This window comes from Streptomyces massasporeus (assembly GCF_014648995.1).
Lineage (GTDB): Bacteria > Actinomycetota > Actinomycetes > Streptomycetales > Streptomycetaceae > Streptomyces > Streptomyces massasporeus.
The window spans coordinates 67792-82742 of record NZ_BMSE01000019.1; the positions used below are offsets into that span (position 1 = coordinate 67792).

The 14951-nt window shown below is 71.1% G+C and carries 18 protein-coding genes; 10 read left to right on the forward strand and 8 right to left on the reverse strand.

From position 1 onward, the window contains the following. The first annotated feature begins 57 nt into the window (after window positions 1–57). The 5 genes from IE153_RS32285 (at window position 58) to IE153_RS32305 (ending at window position 4020) form a co-directional block, all read left to right on the forward strand. Complete coding sequence (locus tag IE153_RS32285) at window positions 58–1266, forward strand: pyridoxal phosphate-dependent aminotransferase (protein WP_142157981.1); 1209 nt, start codon at window positions 58–60, stop codon at window positions 1264–1266. 141 nt (window positions 1267–1407) lie between these two features. Further along, window positions 1408–1971: a DUF2243 domain-containing protein gene (locus tag IE153_RS32290; RefSeq protein ID WP_189593276.1), complete on the forward strand. Its 564-nt coding sequence runs from the start codon at window positions 1408–1410 to the stop codon at window positions 1969–1971. Further along, entirely contained in the window at window positions 1971–2822 is an 852-nt protein-coding gene (locus tag IE153_RS32295) for a cytochrome c oxidase assembly protein (protein ID WP_189593277.1), read from the forward strand. The genes IE153_RS32290 and IE153_RS32295 overlap by 1 nt, the downstream gene beginning before the upstream one ends. A 60-nt stretch (window positions 2823–2882) precedes the next feature. Next, window positions 2883–3518 (forward strand): hypothetical protein, encoded by a 636-nt coding sequence (locus IE153_RS32300; protein ID WP_189593278.1) that lies wholly within the window; start codon window positions 2883–2885, stop codon window positions 3516–3518. A gap of 79 nt (window positions 3519–3597) precedes the next feature. Beyond that, window positions 3598–4020: an acyl-CoA thioesterase gene (locus tag IE153_RS32305; RefSeq protein ID WP_189593279.1), complete on the forward strand. Its 423-nt coding sequence runs from the start codon at window positions 3598–3600 to the stop codon at window positions 4018–4020. Here IE153_RS32305 and IE153_RS32310 read toward each other — a convergent pair. The 8 genes from IE153_RS32310 to IE153_RS32345 all read right to left on the reverse strand — a co-directional run bounded on the left by IE153_RS32310 (window position 4017) and on the right by IE153_RS32345 (window position 10012). Continuing rightward, window positions 4017–4187, reverse strand: coding sequence for a hypothetical protein (locus tag IE153_RS32310; protein WP_189593280.1), 171 nt, complete (start codon window positions 4185–4187; stop codon window positions 4017–4019). The genes IE153_RS32305 and IE153_RS32310 overlap by 4 nt on opposite strands. An 83-nt stretch (window positions 4188–4270) precedes the next feature. Continuing rightward, entirely contained in the window at window positions 4271–5659 is a 1389-nt protein-coding gene (locus IE153_RS32315) for a nucleobase:cation symporter-2 family protein (protein WP_189593281.1), read from the reverse strand. A 262-nt stretch (window positions 5660–5921) separates the two neighbouring features. Beyond that, window positions 5922–7301, reverse strand: coding sequence for an 8-oxoguanine deaminase (locus tag IE153_RS32320; protein ID WP_189593282.1), 1380 nt, complete (start codon window positions 7299–7301; stop codon window positions 5922–5924). Window positions 7302–7409: 108 nt separating this feature from the next. Continuing rightward, the gene (pucL, locus tag IE153_RS32325) at window positions 7410–8333 is read right to left on the reverse strand and encodes a factor-independent urate hydroxylase (protein ID WP_189593283.1); all 924 of its coding nucleotides are present in this window, start codon (window positions 8331–8333) and stop codon (window positions 7410–7412) included. A gap of 6 nt (window positions 8334–8339) precedes the next feature. After that, complete coding sequence (gene uraH, locus IE153_RS32330) at window positions 8340–8738, reverse strand: hydroxyisourate hydrolase (RefSeq protein ID WP_189593284.1); 399 nt, start codon at window positions 8736–8738, stop codon at window positions 8340–8342. 15 nt (window positions 8739–8753) lie between these two features. Continuing rightward, a complete protein-coding gene (uraD, locus tag IE153_RS32335; RefSeq protein WP_189593285.1) occupies window positions 8754–9263 on the reverse strand; it encodes a 2-oxo-4-hydroxy-4-carboxy-5-ureidoimidazoline decarboxylase in 510 nt (169 codons plus the stop codon). Between the two features lie 132 nt (window positions 9264–9395). Then, window positions 9396–9764 (reverse strand): helix-turn-helix domain-containing protein, encoded by a 369-nt coding sequence (locus IE153_RS32340; protein ID WP_189593286.1) that lies wholly within the window; start codon window positions 9762–9764, stop codon window positions 9396–9398. Continuing rightward, complete coding sequence (locus IE153_RS32345; protein WP_097221692.1) at window positions 9761–10012, reverse strand: thiamine-binding protein; 252 nt, start codon at window positions 10010–10012, stop codon at window positions 9761–9763. The genes IE153_RS32340 and IE153_RS32345 overlap by 4 nt, the downstream gene beginning before the upstream one ends. Window positions 10013–10175: 163 nt before the next feature. Between IE153_RS32345 and IE153_RS32350 the strand changes: the two genes are divergently transcribed. From IE153_RS32350 to IE153_RS32370, 5 genes are all read left to right on the forward strand, one after another. Next, a complete protein-coding gene (locus tag IE153_RS32350; RefSeq protein WP_189593287.1) occupies window positions 10176–10997 on the forward strand; it encodes a TIM barrel protein in 822 nt (273 codons plus the stop codon). Between the two features lie 26 nt (window positions 10998–11023). After that, window positions 11024–11917 carry a 2-hydroxy-3-oxopropionate reductase gene (locus IE153_RS32355; RefSeq protein WP_189593288.1) on the forward strand — a complete coding sequence of 298 codons (894 nt, stop codon included), beginning with the start codon at window positions 11024–11026 and terminating at the stop codon, window positions 11915–11917. A gap of 208 nt (window positions 11918–12125) precedes the next feature. Further along, a complete protein-coding gene (locus IE153_RS32360) occupies window positions 12126–13583 on the forward strand; it encodes a catalase (protein ID WP_189593289.1) in 1458 nt (485 codons plus the stop codon). 309 nt (window positions 13584–13892) lie between these two features. After that, window positions 13893–14129 carry a hypothetical protein gene (locus IE153_RS32365; protein WP_167526512.1) on the forward strand — a complete coding sequence of 79 codons (237 nt, stop codon included), beginning with the start codon at window positions 13893–13895 and terminating at the stop codon, window positions 14127–14129. A gap of 157 nt (window positions 14130–14286) precedes the next feature. Then, window positions 14287–14907 (forward strand): TIGR04222 domain-containing membrane protein, encoded by a 621-nt coding sequence (locus IE153_RS32370; RefSeq protein WP_189593290.1) that lies wholly within the window; start codon window positions 14287–14289, stop codon window positions 14905–14907. Window positions 14908–14951 lie beyond the last annotated feature (44 nt).

Sequence of the window (14951 nt, forward strand, 5' to 3'; positions counted from 1 at the left end):
TTTCCAAGCGCGTACTTGGTAAAACCAAGCAACACGATCGGCAGAGGAGAGCGGCGCATGGAGTTCCGGCAGTCGAGCAAGCTCAGCGAGGTCTGCTACGAGATCCGCGGCCCGGTGATCGAGCACGCCAACGCGCTGGAGGAGGCGGGCCACAGCGTGCTGCGCCTGAACACCGGCAATCCCGCGCTCTTCGGGTTCGAGGCGCCGGAGGAGATCCTCCAGGACATGATCCGGATGCTGCCCCAGGCGCACGGCTACACCGATTCGCGCGGCATCCTCTCCGCCCGCCGGGCCGTGGCGCAGCGGTATCAGACCCTCGGCCTGGAGGTCGGCGTCGACGACGTCTTCCTCGGCAACGGCGTCTCGGAGCTGGTGTCGATGGCCGTGCAGGCGCTCATCGAGGACGGCGACGAGATCCTCATTCCCGCGCCGGACTTCCCCCTGTGGACGGCGGTGACGACCCTGGCGGGCGGCAAGGCGGTCCACTACCTGTGCGACGAACAGGCCGACTGGTACCCCGACCTCGACGACATGGCGTCGAAGATCACCGACCGTACGAAGGCGGTCGTGATCATCAATCCGAACAACCCCACCGGCGCGGTCTACCCCAAGGAGATCGTCGAGGGCATCCTCGACCTCGCCCGGCGGCACGGTCTCATGGTCTTCGCCGACGAGATCTACGACCAGATCCTCTACGACGACGCCGTCCACCACTCGGCCGCGGCCCTCGCCCCCGACCTGGTGGTCCTCACCTTCTGCGGCCTGTCCAAGACGTATCGCGTGGCGGGCTTCCGCTCCGGCTGGCTGGTCGTCACCGGGCCGCGGCAGCACGCCAAGGACTACCTGGAGGGCCTCACCATGCTGGCCTCCATGCGGCTGTGCGCCAACGCGCCCGCGCAGTACGCCATCCAGGCCGCTCTGGGCGGCCGGCAGTCCATCCGCGAGCTGACCGCGCCCGGCGGCCGGCTGCACGAACAGCGCACCGTGGCCTGGGAGAAGCTCAACGAGATCCCCGGTGTGACGTGTGTGAAACCGAAGGGTTCGCTCTACGCCTTCCCGCGCCTCGACCCCAAGGTCCACAAGATCCACGACGACGAGAAGTTCGTCCTGGACCTGCTGCTGCGGGAGAAGATCCAGGTCGTCCAGGGCACGGGCTTCAACTGGCCGACGCCGGATCACTTCCGCATCCTGACGCTGCCCCACGCGGAGGACCTGGAGGCGGCGATCGGCCGGATCGGGCGATTCCTCGGCGGATACCGGCAGTAGGCGCCGAACGATTCCCGGACATCCGCGGGGACGGCCGGAAAGGGCCTTTGAGCCGGATGGAGGCCCTGAGCAGGGCGTGAGCGCCGCGCAGCGGGGAACGTCGTCCTCGGTCCTTCCCCCAGGCAGGAGCGGAGACGAGTGATGGCCACCACGCAAGGTGAAGCCCGGGTCGGCACCCCACGGCCGGCGGACCTCCGGTTGCCGGGCATCGTGCTCGGGGTCGGGATGGGCGGGTTCGCCGACGGCATCCTGCTGCACCAGTTGCTGCAGTGGCACCACATGCTCTCCAGCACCAACCAGGACCGCATCGGGGTGAAGTACTACAACCCCCACACCGTCTCAGGCCTGGAGATGAACACCCTGTGGGACGGCGTCTTCCACACCGTGTGCTGGCTCGCGGTCCTGCTCGGGCTGGCCGTGCTGTACGCGCGGGTCACCCACGACCGGCGGCGGGTGTGGACCTCCCGGGTGCTGTGGGGCTGGATGCTCGTCGGCTGGGGCCTGTTCAACCTCGTGGAGGGCGTGCTGGACCACCACGTGCTCGGCATCCACCACGTCTACGCCGGGGAGGGCCAGGTGTGGTGGGACATCGGCTTCCTCGTCCTGGGCGCCCTGCTGGTCACCGGCGGCCACCTGCTCCAGCGCAGCGGCCGGCCCTTCGACCCGGGTGCGGCCACCGGCCGGCATGAGGGCCTGCACGGCTGATGGGCCACCACCTGCACGGGCACGGGCACGAAGCGGGCGGCGGCGTCCCGCACTGGCTGCCGCCGGCGCTCCTGCTGCTCGCCGCCTCCGGTGCCTACCTGCTGCTCGTCCACCGGGCGCGCCGGCGCAATCCGGTCCTCGGCTGGAGCCGGTGGCGGACGGGCTTCTTCCTGGGTGGGATCCTCCTGCTCGGCGTCGCGCTGCTGCCGCCCGTGGCCCCCTTCGCCCACGGGGACTTCCGCGGGCACATGGGCCAGCACCTCCTCATCGGCATGTACGCGCCGCTCGCGCTGGTCCTGGCCGCCCCCGTCACGCTCCTGCTGCGCACCCTGCCCCCGTCGCGGGGCCGGCGCCTGACCGCGGTGCTGCACAGCTCCCCCGCCCGCGTGATCGCCCACCCGGCGGTCGGGCTGGCGCTCTCCACGGGCGGCCTCGCGGTGCTCTACTTCACCCCCCTGTACACCGCGATCACGGCCGACCCGGCGGCGCACTGGCTGCTGCACGCGCACTTCCTGCTCTCCGGATGCCTGTTCGCCTACGCCATCGCCGGCCCCGACCCGGCCCCCGCCCGGCCGGGTGTCAGGGCCCGGCTGGTCTACCTGGGCGTCGCGATCGCGGCGCACGCCGTGATCTCCCAGTTGATGTACGGCGGTGTCTGGGTCGACATCCACGCGCCGATCGACGAGGTGCGGGGCGGCGCCGAGATCATGTACTACGGCGGCGACCTGGCCGAGTTGCTGCTGGCCGCGGCGTTGGTGGCCACTTGGCGGCCCGAGCCCCGGCGCGCGGCGGGCCGGAGTGCGGCGGGGCGGGGAGCTGTCCCGGCCCGGAATGTCAGTGGCGGGCCGTAGCCTTCGAGCAGGTGGGGCGTCGAGCCCCGGGCCCCGTCGCCGGCCGGAGAGGAGCACGCCGTGACCCGACCGCCGACCGCCGCGCAGCGGCGTGTCATCGACGCCGCCGACCCCGTCACCGGACGGCTCCGGGGCACGGAGTCGCAGCTCACGGCGCTGGTGAAGCGGGGTCTTGCCTTCCGTCACCCCCGGCCGCCGCATGATCACTTCCTGACGCCGGAGGGGCACCGGGTACGGCAGGGCATCACGCAGGCGCCCGAACCGGACGGGCCCGGGGAGGCACCCGCCTCGACCGGGGTGTTCGCCGCCCGCGTCGGCGGCGAGGAGGCCGCCGCGGATGCCAGTCCTGCCCGGCACCGAGAGGTGCACAGCGCCTGGCAGGGGCTGCTGGAGCTGCGCCGGATGACCAACCCGGGCGGGGACGTGGACCGGCCGTGCGGCTGGGAGCGGGCGCATCTGGTGCGGGCCGCCGCGCTGGCGCTGGAGGCGGCGGGGCACGGTCCGGCGGGGCGGGAGGGCCCGGGGTATCGCGTGCGGGAGACCCCACAGCCGGAGGCCGTCGCCGTCCACGAGCCGGACGGCGAGGCGCTGCGGGCCTGCGCGGCCACCCTGGAAGGGGCAGGCTGGCAGGTGAGCGAGCACCGCGAGCCGCGCGGCGGCACCCGGTATCTGCTGGCTTCGCCGCGCCGGGCGTGATGAGCATGCCAAGATCGGTGGATCGTTGCGCAGTGCACGAGAGTCCGGCGAGAGAGACCCGGCGCGAGAAGGGAAAGCCGTGAGCAAGCCGTTTTCCGTCCCTGTGACCGTCCGTGGATACGAGACCGACGTCCAGGGGCACCTCAACCAGGCGGTGTACCTGAACTACGCGGAGCACGCCCGCTGGTCGCTGCTCCACGCCGCCGGGATCAGCCAGTCCGCGCTCGTCGGCAGCGGCGTGGGTCCGGTCGCCCTGGAGACGACCATCCGCTACAAACGCGAGCTGCTCGCGGGCGACGAGGTCGAGGTGACCTGCGCCTTCGAGTGGGACGGCGGCAAGACGTTCCGGATCGAGCAGAGCGTCCTGAAGGCCGACGGCACGGTCGCCGCCGAGATCACGGCGCTCGGCGGCATCCTGGACCTGGAGCAGCGCAGGCTGGTCGCCGATCCCGCCGAGGTCTTCAGGAAACTGGCGGCGGACCCGGGCATGTTCGGGCTCTAGGCGGCGTCGCGCCAGACCGTCATGTCCATCGTGAGGGCAGCGAGTTCCGGCAGCGCGGTCGACTTCGTCGTGAGCACGAGCAGGGCTATGTCCCCGTGGGAGTGCTTGACGCAGAACTGAGTGCCGACCGGCGCCGCGGCCAGCGACACCTCGGTCGCGTGGTTCATCGGCCCGTCTCCCCCTCGTCCCCTGCCCCCCCCCGGTCAACAAGGAGTTGACCGGGGCAGAAGCCCAAGCGGAGTCCGGTGGGTCAGGACGCGGCCGGGGCCTTGGGGGCGTTCGTGAGCTCCTCGCCCGCCTCCATCGGGTGGGTCACGTCGTGGGCGTCGCGGCCGCCCCGGCCCAGGTGGTTGAAGACCAGATTCAGCAGGACCGCGGCCACACAGCCCGTCGAGATGCCGGAGTCCAGGACGATCCTCGCCGTCTCCGGGAAGGCGTGGTAGAACTCCGGCGCCGTGATGGGGATGATGCCGACGGCCAGCGAGACGGCCACGATCAGGACGTTGTTGTCCTTGTCCAGGGCGGCCCGGACGAGGGTCTGGATGCCGCTGGCGGCGACCGAGCCGAACAGGACCACGCCCGCCCCGCCGAGTACCGGGCGCGGTACGACGGCGATCAGCGAGGCCGCCATCGGGCACAGGCCCATCAGCACCAGGAAACCGCCGCCCGCGGCGACGACGTACCGGCTGCGGATCTTCGTCATGGCGACCAGGCCGATGTTCTGTGCGAAGGCGCTGCACATGAAGCCGTTGAAGAGGGGGCTGACCGCCGAGCCGAGGGTGTCGGCGCGCAGGCCGGCCGCGATGGTCTTCTCGTCCACCGGGCGCTCGACGATCTCGCCCAACGCCAGCATGTCGGCGGTCGATTCGGTCATCGACACCACCATCACCACGCACATCGAGATGATCGCGGCGAGCTGGAACTGGGGAGCGCCGAAATGGAACGGCGTGGGGAAGCCGATGACGGCCGCGTCCGCGACGGGGCCGAAGTCCGTGACGCCGAACGGGATCGCGATGAGCGTGCCGATCACCAGGCCGAGCAGCACGGCGATCTGCTTGACGAAGCCCGTGGTGAAGCGGCGTAGCAGCAGCACGATCAGCAGGGTGACGGCGGCCAGTCCGAGGTTGGTGGCGGAGCCGTAGTCGTGCGCCGCCGGATCGGGGCCCTGCGCCCAGCCGAAGGCGACCGGGAGCAGCGATATGCCGATCAGGGTGATGACCGTGCCCGTGACCACGGGCGGGAAGAAGCGGATCGCCTTGCAGAAGACGGGGGCGGCCAGGAAGCCCAGGAGTCCGGCGACGATGACCGCGCCGAAGATGATGGGCAGGGCGTCGGACTTGTCCTCGGTGGAGGCGACGATCGCGGTCATCGGGGCGACACCGGCGAAGGTGACGCCGTTGACGAACGGCAGCCGGGCGCCGATCTTCCAGATGCCGAGGGTCTGCAGGAAGGTGGCGAGGCCCGCGGTGAACAGGCAGGCGCCGGTGAGGAAGGTCAGGTCGGTGGCGGTGAGGCCGATGGCCGCGCCGACGATCAGGGGCGGGGCGACGACGCCCGCGTACATGGCGGCCACGTGCTGCAGGCCGGTCGTCGCCATCTTGAGCGCGGGGAGTTTTTCGTCAACGGGGTGGTCGGCCACGGCGGCGTCCCTCCGGTCGGTTACACGGCCGCGCCGATGCGGCCGTGGGTGTCAGGGAGGTGGTGCGGGTGGGCTGGGGGTACCTCCCTGCTCGAGCGAAGCCGAGAGCTTGGGGGAGGGACCGGACATGCGGCGGACGGTGGTGGCCGTTCCGGGGTGCGCGCGTCCACGCGCGCACCCCGGAGACGACCGCCGTGGTCCCCGCTCGGGTCCACGGCCACCGGCCGGGAGCCGTCCCTCCCGGCCGGAGTCATCCGGGTGTTCAGGCCTCGGCGGCGATCTTCGCCAGGCGCTGGGCCTCGTCCCGCGTGGCGCGGGCGATGGCGTCCTCGTCGGCCGTGAGCAGCCGCCCGTCCTCGACGATCTGCCGGCCGTTCACGAAGGACGCGGTGACCGGGGCGGCCGCGCCGAAGACCAGGGCGGTCACCGGGTCGGCGATGGAGGCGTGGGCGAGGGTGTCCAGCTTCCAGAGCACGAGGTCGGCGAGCTTGCCGGGCTCCAGGGAGCCGGTCTCCGCGGCCCGGCCGAGGACCTGGGCGCCGCCGTACGTGCCGAGGCGCAGGGCCTGACGGGCGTTCAGGGCGGCTTCCCGGTGGGCGCCGAGGCGGTTGATGAGGAGGGCGTTGCGCAGCTCGGTGTGGAGTTCGCCGGACTCGTTGGAGGCGGTGCCGTCGACGCCGAGGCCGACGGGGACACCGGCCGCGAGCATGTCGGGGACGCGGGCGATCCCGGCGGCGAGGCGGGCGTTGGAGGACGGGCAGTGCGCGACGCCGGTGCGGGACCGGGCGAAGGCGGCGATGTCGGAGTCGTTCATGTGGACGCAGTGCGCCATCCACACGTCCTCGCCGAGCCAGCCGGTGGACTCGAAGTAGTCGGTCGGGCCCATGCCGAACAGTTCGTGGCAGAACTTCTCCTCCTCCACGGTCTCCGAGCCGTGGGTGTGCAGCCGGACGCCGAGGCGGCGGGCCAACTGGGCGCCGTCGCGCAGCAGTTCGGTGGAGACGGAGAAGGGAGAGCAGGGCGCGACGGCGATCTGGGTCATGGCGTCGAAGGAGGAGTCGTGGTGCTGCCGGACGGTCTCCTCCGTCGCGGCCAGCGCCCCGTCCAGGGTCTCGACGGCGAAGTCCGGGGGCAGGCCGCCGTCCTTCTCGCTGCGGTCCATGGAGCCGCGGGCGAGGGTGAAGCGGACGCCCGTGTCGCGGGCGGCGCCGATGATCGCGCCGGAGAGGTCGCCGGAGCCCTGCGGGAAGACGTAGTGGTGGTCCATGGCGGTGGTGACGCCGCCGCGGGCCATCATCGCGAGCGAGCCCTGGGCCGCCGCGCGGACCATCGGCTCGTCGATGCGCGCCCAGACCGGGTAGAGCGCGACGAGCCAGTTGAAGAGGTTGTGGTCCGTGGCCAGGCCCCGGGTGATCCACTGGTAGAAGTGGTGGTGGGTGTTGATCAGGCCGGGGGTCACGAGGTGGCCGGAGGCGTCGATGCGGCGTGCGACGTTCTCCAGGCCGTCGGGGGCCCTGCCCGCGCCGAGCGACTCGATGCGGTTGCCGGCGAGGACGACGTGCCCTGAGGCGTACTCGGTGTCGTGTCCGTCGACGGTCGCGATCGCACAGTTCTCGATGACGATGCGCCGGTCTGCTGCCATGGTTCGTCCTTTGCGCTGTGGTGGAGAGGGCACGGCAGGACCCCGGAAGTTTTGAGTGCCGTGGCCGGGAGAAGGGTTCCCCGGCCACGGGTGCCGAATGAGGGAACCTCAGAGGTTGGTGAGGTCCACGGGGATCTTCGCCTCGCAGCCGTCCCTGAGGACCGTCGCCTCGATCAGGCCGTAGGGGCGGTCGGCGGCGAAGTAGACCTCATTGTCGTTCTTCAGCCCGAACGGCTCCAGGTCCACCAGGAAGTGGTGCTTGTTCGGGAGGGAGAAGCGGACCTCGTCGATCTCGCTGCGGTTGTTGATGATCCGCGAACCCATTTGGTACAGGGTCTGCTGGAGCGAGAGCGAGTAGGTCTCGGCGAAGGCCTGGAGCATGTGCTTCTTCACCTGCTCGTAGGACTTCTCCCAGTTGGGCATGCGCTGCTCGTCGTCGGTCCAGTTGAACCGCCAGCGGCCGGAGACCTCGGTGGCCAGGATGCGGTCGTAGGCCTCCTTCAGGGTCGTGTACTTGTCCTTGACGTAGCCCCAGAACTCGGAGTTGGTCGAGTTCATCACGACGAGGTCCTTCAGCCCGGAGACGACCTCCCAGCGCTCACCGTCGTAGGTGATCTGGGTGAGCCGTGTCTCCTGGCCCTTGCGGACGAAGGAGTGCTTGACCTCGTCGGCGCCGATGAACTGCGAGTTGGCGTCGGAGGCGTCGATCCGCTCCCAGGCGTACTCCTCGATGCGGATCCGGGCCGTCTTGATCGGCTCCTGCGAGGTCACGAAGTGCCGGGCGAGGTGGATGCCGAACTGCTCGGCGGACTCGATGCCGTGCTCCTTGGCGAACGCGTACACCGTGTTCTTGGTGGTATCGGTCGGCAGGACGTGGGCGTTCGAGCCGGAGTAGTGGACCTCGTCCATGTCGCCGGAGAGCGCGACCGAGACGTTGAGGTCCTTGATGTGGTGGGTGGCGCCGTCCCGCGTGATCTTTACGACTCGGTTCTCGGCCTTGCCGTACTGGTTCTGTCCCAGGATCGTGGGCATCTCTAGCTAGCTCCCTCGGTATACGGAGTAGCCGAACGGGTTGAGCAGCAGCGGTACGTGGTAGTGCTCACCGGGCTCTACGGCGAAGGTGATCGCTACCTCTGGAAAGAACGCACCGCTGTCCCGATTCGCGGGGGCGTCCTGCTGCGCATCGGCTTGCTGGTTCGCAGATTTCTCGAAGTACGGCTCGACGGCGAAGTCGAGCCGTACGTGGGTGGTGCCCTCCGGCAGCGCCGGGAGGTCCTTGCACCGGCCGTCCGCGTCGGTGGCGGAGCCGCCGAGCGCCTGCCAGTCCGCCGTGCGCCCGGAGCGGGCGGAGAGCTGGACGGCGACGCCGCCGGCGGGGCGGCCGACGCTGGTGTCCAGGATGTGCGTGGACACGGATGCGGTGGTGCTGGTGCTCATGGTCGGGCGTCCTCTTCAGTCGTCTTCGACGAGGCCGGCGAGCCGGATACGGTTGATCTTCCCCAGTTCGGTGCGGACGATCTCCCGCTCCCGCTCCGGTGTGTTGCCGATCCGCTCCCTGACCGCGTCGCGCATCTGCTCGCCGGTCCGGCCGGTGGCGCAGATCAGGAAGACATGGCCGAACCTCTCCTGGTAGGCGAGGTTCAGCTCCAGCATCTCCGCCTTGAGTGCGTCGGAGGCGCCGGCCATGCCGCGCTGCTCCCGGGCCGAGGTGGGGTCACCGGGCTTGGGGCGGCCGATGGGCGGGTGGCCGGCCATCGCCTCGTCGAGGTCCGCCGCCGTCAGCTCCGCCATGGCGGCGTCGCTCGCGGCGTACAGGTCCTCGGCGGTGGCGTAGGGGCGGGTGGCCAGCAGGCGTTTCGCCCACGCCATGGAGGCGCACGCCTCGTGGAGCGCGGCGTGGGCCGCGTGCTCCTCGAGGGTGTTGAACCGGGCCAGGCCCGGCGGCGTGGAAGTGGAAGTCACGGGAGCCTCCGTGGCCGGATTCGGCCTTCGTGCTGAACGGGCGTGCCGATAGCTAACGCCCTTCCGCGACAGCACGTCAACAGTTTGTTGAAAATTCGGTGGCGCGAAACCGGACCGTGCGGCGCGGTGCGGTCAGGCCCCCTTCTCGCGGTTGAGGTAGTTGTAGACGGTGAAGCGGCTGACGCCGAGGGCGCTCGCCACGGTCTCCACCCCGTGTCGTACGGAGAAGGCGCCCCGCGCCTCGAGTATCCGTACGACCTCCTGCTTGGCCCTGCGATCCAGATCGGCCAGCGGCATGCCCTTGCGGCGCTCCATGGCGGCCAGGATGTGATCGAGGGAGTCGGCGAGCTGGGGCAGCCGTACGGCGACGGCGTCCCTGCCCTCCCAGGCCAGGACGACGTCGTCGGGGCCGGCCTCGTCGGGCGGGATCATCTCGCCGCCCATGGCGTCGACCAGGGGCTTGACGGCCGCGATGAACGGCTCGTCCCCCGCGCCGCTCACGCCTCGCCCTCCTCGACCACGTTGACCTGGAGCGAGACCCGGGTGGCACCGGCCTCCAGGGCCTTGCGGAGCAGGGCGTCCACGGCGGTGAGCACCGCGTCGGCACCGCCCTCGGCGGTGTTGCCGAACGGGCCCACGTCCACGGCGTCCAGCTCGGCGGCCTCCACGACCTCGCGGGCCACCACCGCGTGCGCGGGCGCCTCGTCCAGGTCGAACGGCTCGGTCGTGAACTCCACTCTCAGTCGCACGCGCTCAACCTAACGCGCGGGACGGACTTTCCGGCAGCCCCTCTTGACAGCCCTCCCACCCCGCAGGCAATCTTCCGTTAAGCAGAAACATGATTCCACAATACGGAATAACAGGCTGCTGAAGGCAAGCACCACCGAAGACAAGGAAGGGAGCGCCGCCCCGATGGGATTCGCAGACCAGCGCTTCAACGTCAACCTGTCGATCCTCTTCACGGAGCTCCCCCTCCTGGAGCGCCCCGCGGCCGCCGCCGCGGCGGGCTTCAGCGCGGTCGAGCTGTGGTGGCCCTGGGTCGACTCGCCGGTCCCCGAGCAGTCCGAGCTGGACGCCCTCAAGCGCGCGATCGAGGAGGCCGGCGTCCAGCTCACCGGCCTGAACTTCTACGCCGGACAGCTCCCGGGCCCGGACCGCGGCGCCTTGTCGATCCCCGGTGAGGAGTCGGAGCGGTTCCGCGCCAACATCGACGTGGCCGCCGACTTCGCCGCCTCCCTGGGCTGCACGGCGCTCAACGCGCTGTACGGCAACCGCGTCGAGGGCGTGGACCCGGCCGAGCAGGACGCGCTCGCCCTGGAGAACCTGGCCCTCGCGGCCCGGGCCGCCGACCGGATCGGCGCGATCCTGCTGATCGAGGCGCTGAACCGGCCCGAGTCCCCGCAGTACCCGCTGGTGTCGGCCCCGGCGGCCGTGACCGTCGTCGACCGGGTCAACGAGGCGACGGGGCTGGGCAACGCCCGCTTCCTCATGGACCTCTACCACCTGTCCATGAACGGCGAGGACCTCCCCGCGGTGATCGAGCGCTTCGCCTCGATGACCGGGCACGTGCAGATCGCCGACAACCCGGGCCGCGGTGCGCCGGGGACCGGCTCGCTGCCCCTCGAAGACCTCCTCGACCAGCTGAAGAAGGCGGGCTACGACGGCTGGGTCGGCCTCGAGTACAAGCCGGGCGACCGCCCGAGCGCCGAGGCCTTCGACTGGCTGGCCCGCTGACCCCCGTACCGAAAGGCACCCCCATCATGAGCAACGCACTTCCCAAGGTCGCCTGGATCGGCCTCGGCATCATGGGTTCCCCCATGTCCGAGAACCTGATCAAGGCGGGCTACCAGGTCACCGGCTTCACGCTGGAGCAGGACAAGCTGGACCGGCTGGCCGCCGCCGGCGGCACGGCTGCCTCCTCGATCGCCGAGGCCGTGAAGGACGCCGACGTCGTCATCACGATGGTCCCGGCCTCCCCGCAGGTCGAGGCCATCGCCTACGGCCCGGACGGCATCCTGGAGAACGCGCGGTCCGGCGCGCTGCTGATCGACATGTCCTCGATCACCCCGCAGACCTCGGTCGACCTGGCGAAGGCGGCGAAGGACAAGGGCATCCGCGTCCTGGACGCCCCGGTGTCCGGCGGTGAGGCCGGTGCCATCGAGGCCGTGCTGTCCATCATGGTCGGCGGCGAGCAGGCCGACTTCGACACCGCGAAGCCGATCCTCGAGGCGCTCGGCAAGACCATCGTGCTGTGCGGTCCGCACGGCTCCGGCCAGACCGTGAAGGCCGCCAACCAGCTGATCGTCGCCGTGAACATCCAGGCGTGCGCCGAGGCCGTGGTGTTCCTGGAGAAGTCCGGCGTGGACCTGAAGGCGGCCCTGGACGTCCTGGGCGGCGGGCTCGCCGGCTCGACCGTGCTGACCCGCAAGAAGGACAACTTCCTCGGCCGGGACTTCAAGCCGGGCTTCCGGATCGACCTGCACCACAAGGACATGGGCATCGTCACCGACGCCGCCCGCAACGTCGGCGCGGCCCTGCCCGTCGGCGCCGTGGTCGCCCAGCTGGTCGCGTCCCTGCGTGCGCAGGGCGACGGCGGCCTCGACCACTCGGCGCTGCTGCGGGCCGTGGAGCGGCTCTCCGGCGCCCAGGTCTGACCCTCCCCCGACCCTCGTGACCCCGAGGGTCCCCGATCCCCGGGCGGCGTCGCCGCTGACACCTGTCCTGTCGCGCCCAAAGGGGCGGCGCCGCCCGGAACCAGCCATGCCCACTGCTTCAACAAACTGTTGACGCTCCGCTCGCCCCGACCCTAGGCTCCACAAAGCGGAAACATATTTCCGCTGCCCTCTCGTACGGAAGGTCACGATGTCGCAGCGCGTGCTCACCACCGAGTCCGGCGCCCCCGTCGCCGACAACCAGAACTCCGCCACCGCCGGCGTCGGCGGCCCGCTCCTGCTCCAGGACCAGCATCTGCTGGAGAAGCTGGCGCGGTTCAACCGCGAGCGCATCCCGGAGCGCGTGGTGCACGCCCGCGGCTCGGGTGCGTACGGCCACTTCGAAGTGACCGACGACGTCACGGACTTCACCCACGCCGACTTCCTCGGTGCGGTCGGCAAGCGCACCGAGGTGTTCCTGCGCTTCTCCACCGTGGCCGACTCGCTCGGCGGCGCGGACGCGGTGCGCGACCCACGCGGTTTCGCGGTGAAGTTCTACACCGAGGAGGGCAATTACGACCTCGTCGGGAACAACACCCCGGTGTTCTTCATCAAGGACCCGATCAAGTTCCCGGACTTCATCCACTCGCAGAAGCGCGACCCGTTCACGGGTCGTCAGGAGCCGGACAACGTCTGGGACTTCTGGGCGCACTCCCCCGAGGCCACGCACCAGGTGACCTGGCTGATGGGCGACCGCGGCATCCCGGCCTCGTACCGGCACATGAACGGCTACGGCTCGCACACCTACCAGTGGACGAACAGCCGGGGCGAGGCCTTCTTCGTCAAGTACCACTTCAAGACCAACCAGGGCATCCGGTCCCTGAGCAGCGAGCAGGCCGCCGAGATCGCCGGCAGGGACCCCAACTCGCACCAGACGGACCTGCTCCAGGCCATCGAGCGCGGTGTGCACCCGTCCTGGACGCTCCACGTCCAGCTGATGCCGGCGGCCGAGGCGGCGGACTACCGCTTCAACCCGTTCGACCTGACCAAGGTGTGGCCGCACCAGGACTACCCGCTGAGGCGGGTGGGCCGGCTGGTGCTGGACCGCAACCCGGACAACGTCTTCGCCGAGGTCGAGCAGGCCGCGTTCTCCCCGAACAACTTCGTGCCCGGCATCGGCCCCTCCCCGGACAAGATGCTCCAGGGCCGCCTGTTCGCCTACGCGGACGCCCACCGCTACCGCCTGGGCGTCAACCACACCCTGCTGGCCGTCAACGCGCCCCGCGCCACGACCGCGCAGAACTACGGCCGGGACGGCCTCATGGCATCCAACCCGCAGGGCCGGTACGCCAAGAACTACGAGCCGAACTCCTACGACGGCCCGGTCGAGACCGGCCGCCCGCTCGCGGCGCCGCTGGCGGTGAACGGCCACACGGGCACCCACGAGGCGCCCGCGCACACCAAGGACGACGACTTCTTCCAGGCCGGCGAGCTGTTCCGGCTGATGTCCGCCGAGGAGAAGTCCCGCCTGGTCGCGAACATCGCCGGGGGCCTGTCCCAGGTCTCCCGCGACGACGTGATCGAGAAGAACCTCGCACACTTCCACGCCGCCGACCCCGAGTACGGGCGGCGCGTGGAGGAGGCGGTCCGCGCCCTGCGCGAGGACTGAACTCCCTGACCGTGTCCGACCGCCCGGGGCGACCCGGATGAGGGGTGGTCCCCCGGGCACGGACACGGTCAGGGCGCGGACCGCGGCGGCTGCGAGCCAGTGCGGTGGTGAAGGGCCCGGACCGGCTTCTCGACCTGAGGGAAACCGGCCCCGGAGCCCGTCGCACCCGCCGCGGTCCCAGCACCACCCACCCCTCTCCCCCAGACCCCGTCCGGCGGCGCGAACGTCCTGTCGCGCCCAGCCTCGCGCCGCCGGACGGCCAGCCGTTCCCAGGGTGCGGATCGGTCCCGTTCGCAGCAGCCTGAAGGCATGGCACCTCCCACCGAGCAACCGCATGTCGTGGTCCACGCCCCCGCCCTGGACGGCTCCCGCCGGGTCACCCTGGGCGAGGAGCCGCTGGGCGTCGCCACCCACACCGACGACGTCGCCGAGATCCTGCGGCTGGCCGACCTGTACGTCACGGACGTCGCGGAGAGCGACCTCGTGGAGTGGCAGGGCGGCGGGCCGGACGACTGGCCGGGGCTGTCGGAGCACCACGAGGCGTGAGCGCGCCTACGGCACCGGTCGTACAGCCCGTACGGAACCCTCAAATCAACCTCTGAACCCGGCCCCGGGGGCTTCAACAGCCCCCGGGGCCGGGCACATTCTCGTTCACGGGGCCCGTCGGCACGGGGGCGGCGGGCCCCGGTACGGGGGTGAAGCCATGAGCGACGGTACGGCGGTCCGGCTGGAGCCGCACGAGATCGCACTGCTGGGGGAAGGCCCGCGGGCCGCCGTCACCGTCGCCGTGGTGGACCTGCATCTGCGGGGCCTGGTGGAGGCGGACCTCCCCGGGACGCTCCGGGCCCGTGTCGCGGACGCCGTGGAAACGGTGGAGGCCGTGCGGCAGCCCTCTCCCCTCGCTACCGCGGTGCACGGCTGTCTGCGCGCGCCCGCGGAGCCCAAGGCCCTGGTGAAGGATCCCGACATCCGCCTCGCGGTGGCCGTCATGCGCATCCCGCTCGCGGAGGCGGGCCTGCTGCGCCACCCCCTGCTCGGAGCGACCCGCGCCGCCCGCCGCCACGTCCGGGAGCTGCGGCACGAGCATCCCCTGCCGGCGCGCCGGCACGGCCTGACCGACCACGAGCGGCTGCTGCTGGTCGCCCTGCACGGTGAGGCCGCCCTGCGGCTGCTGGTGCCGCGGTTCGCCCTGCGGGCGGGTCTGGTCCGCCGGGCCGAGGTGGGCCGCGCGGCCCCCCTCAAGGACTCGCGGCGCGGTACGAACGGCGGTGGCGGCGCCTTCCTCTCCTGCGGCGGGGGCGGTGGAGGCGGAGGCGGCGAGTGAGGTGGCCGGCGCCGTTCGAGGGGGCCGGGCCGGGAACACGTGAG

Bases quoted from the DNA above. Each gene is read 5' to 3' on its own strand.
- IE153_RS32285 (WP_142157981.1), top strand. From the start codon at position 58: ATGGAGTTCCGGCAGTCGAGCAAGCTCAGCGAGGTCTGCTACGAGATC.
- IE153_RS32290 (WP_189593276.1), top strand. From the start codon at position 1,408: ATGGCCACCACGCAAGGTGAAGCCCGGGTCGGCACCCCACGGCCGGCG.
- IE153_RS32295 (WP_189593277.1), top strand. From the start codon at position 1,971: ATGGGCCACCACCTGCACGGGCACGGGCACGAAGCGGGCGGCGGCGTC.
- IE153_RS32310 (WP_189593280.1), bottom strand. From the start codon at position 4,187: ATGAACCACGCGACCGAGGTGTCGCTGGCCGCGGCGCCGGTCGGCACT.
- IE153_RS32320 (WP_189593282.1), bottom strand. From the start codon at position 7,301: ATGGCAGCAGACCGGCGCATCGTCATCGAGAACTGTGCGATCGCGACC.
- pucL (WP_189593283.1), bottom strand. From the start codon at position 8,333: ATGCCCACGATCCTGGGACAGAACCAGTACGGCAAGGCCGAGAACCGA.
- uraH (WP_189593284.1), bottom strand. From the start codon at position 8,738: ATGAGCACCAGCACCACCGCATCCGTGTCCACGCACATCCTGGACACC.
- IE153_RS32350 (WP_189593287.1), top strand. From the start codon at position 10,176: ATGGGATTCGCAGACCAGCGCTTCAACGTCAACCTGTCGATCCTCTTC.
- IE153_RS32355 (WP_189593288.1), top strand. From the start codon at position 11,024: ATGAGCAACGCACTTCCCAAGGTCGCCTGGATCGGCCTCGGCATCATG.
- IE153_RS32360 (WP_189593289.1), top strand. From the start codon at position 12,126: ATGTCGCAGCGCGTGCTCACCACCGAGTCCGGCGCCCCCGTCGCCGAC.
- IE153_RS32365 (WP_167526512.1), top strand. From the start codon at position 13,893: ATGGCACCTCCCACCGAGCAACCGCATGTCGTGGTCCACGCCCCCGCC.
- IE153_RS32370 (WP_189593290.1), top strand. From the start codon at position 14,287: ATGAGCGACGGTACGGCGGTCCGGCTGGAGCCGCACGAGATCGCACTG.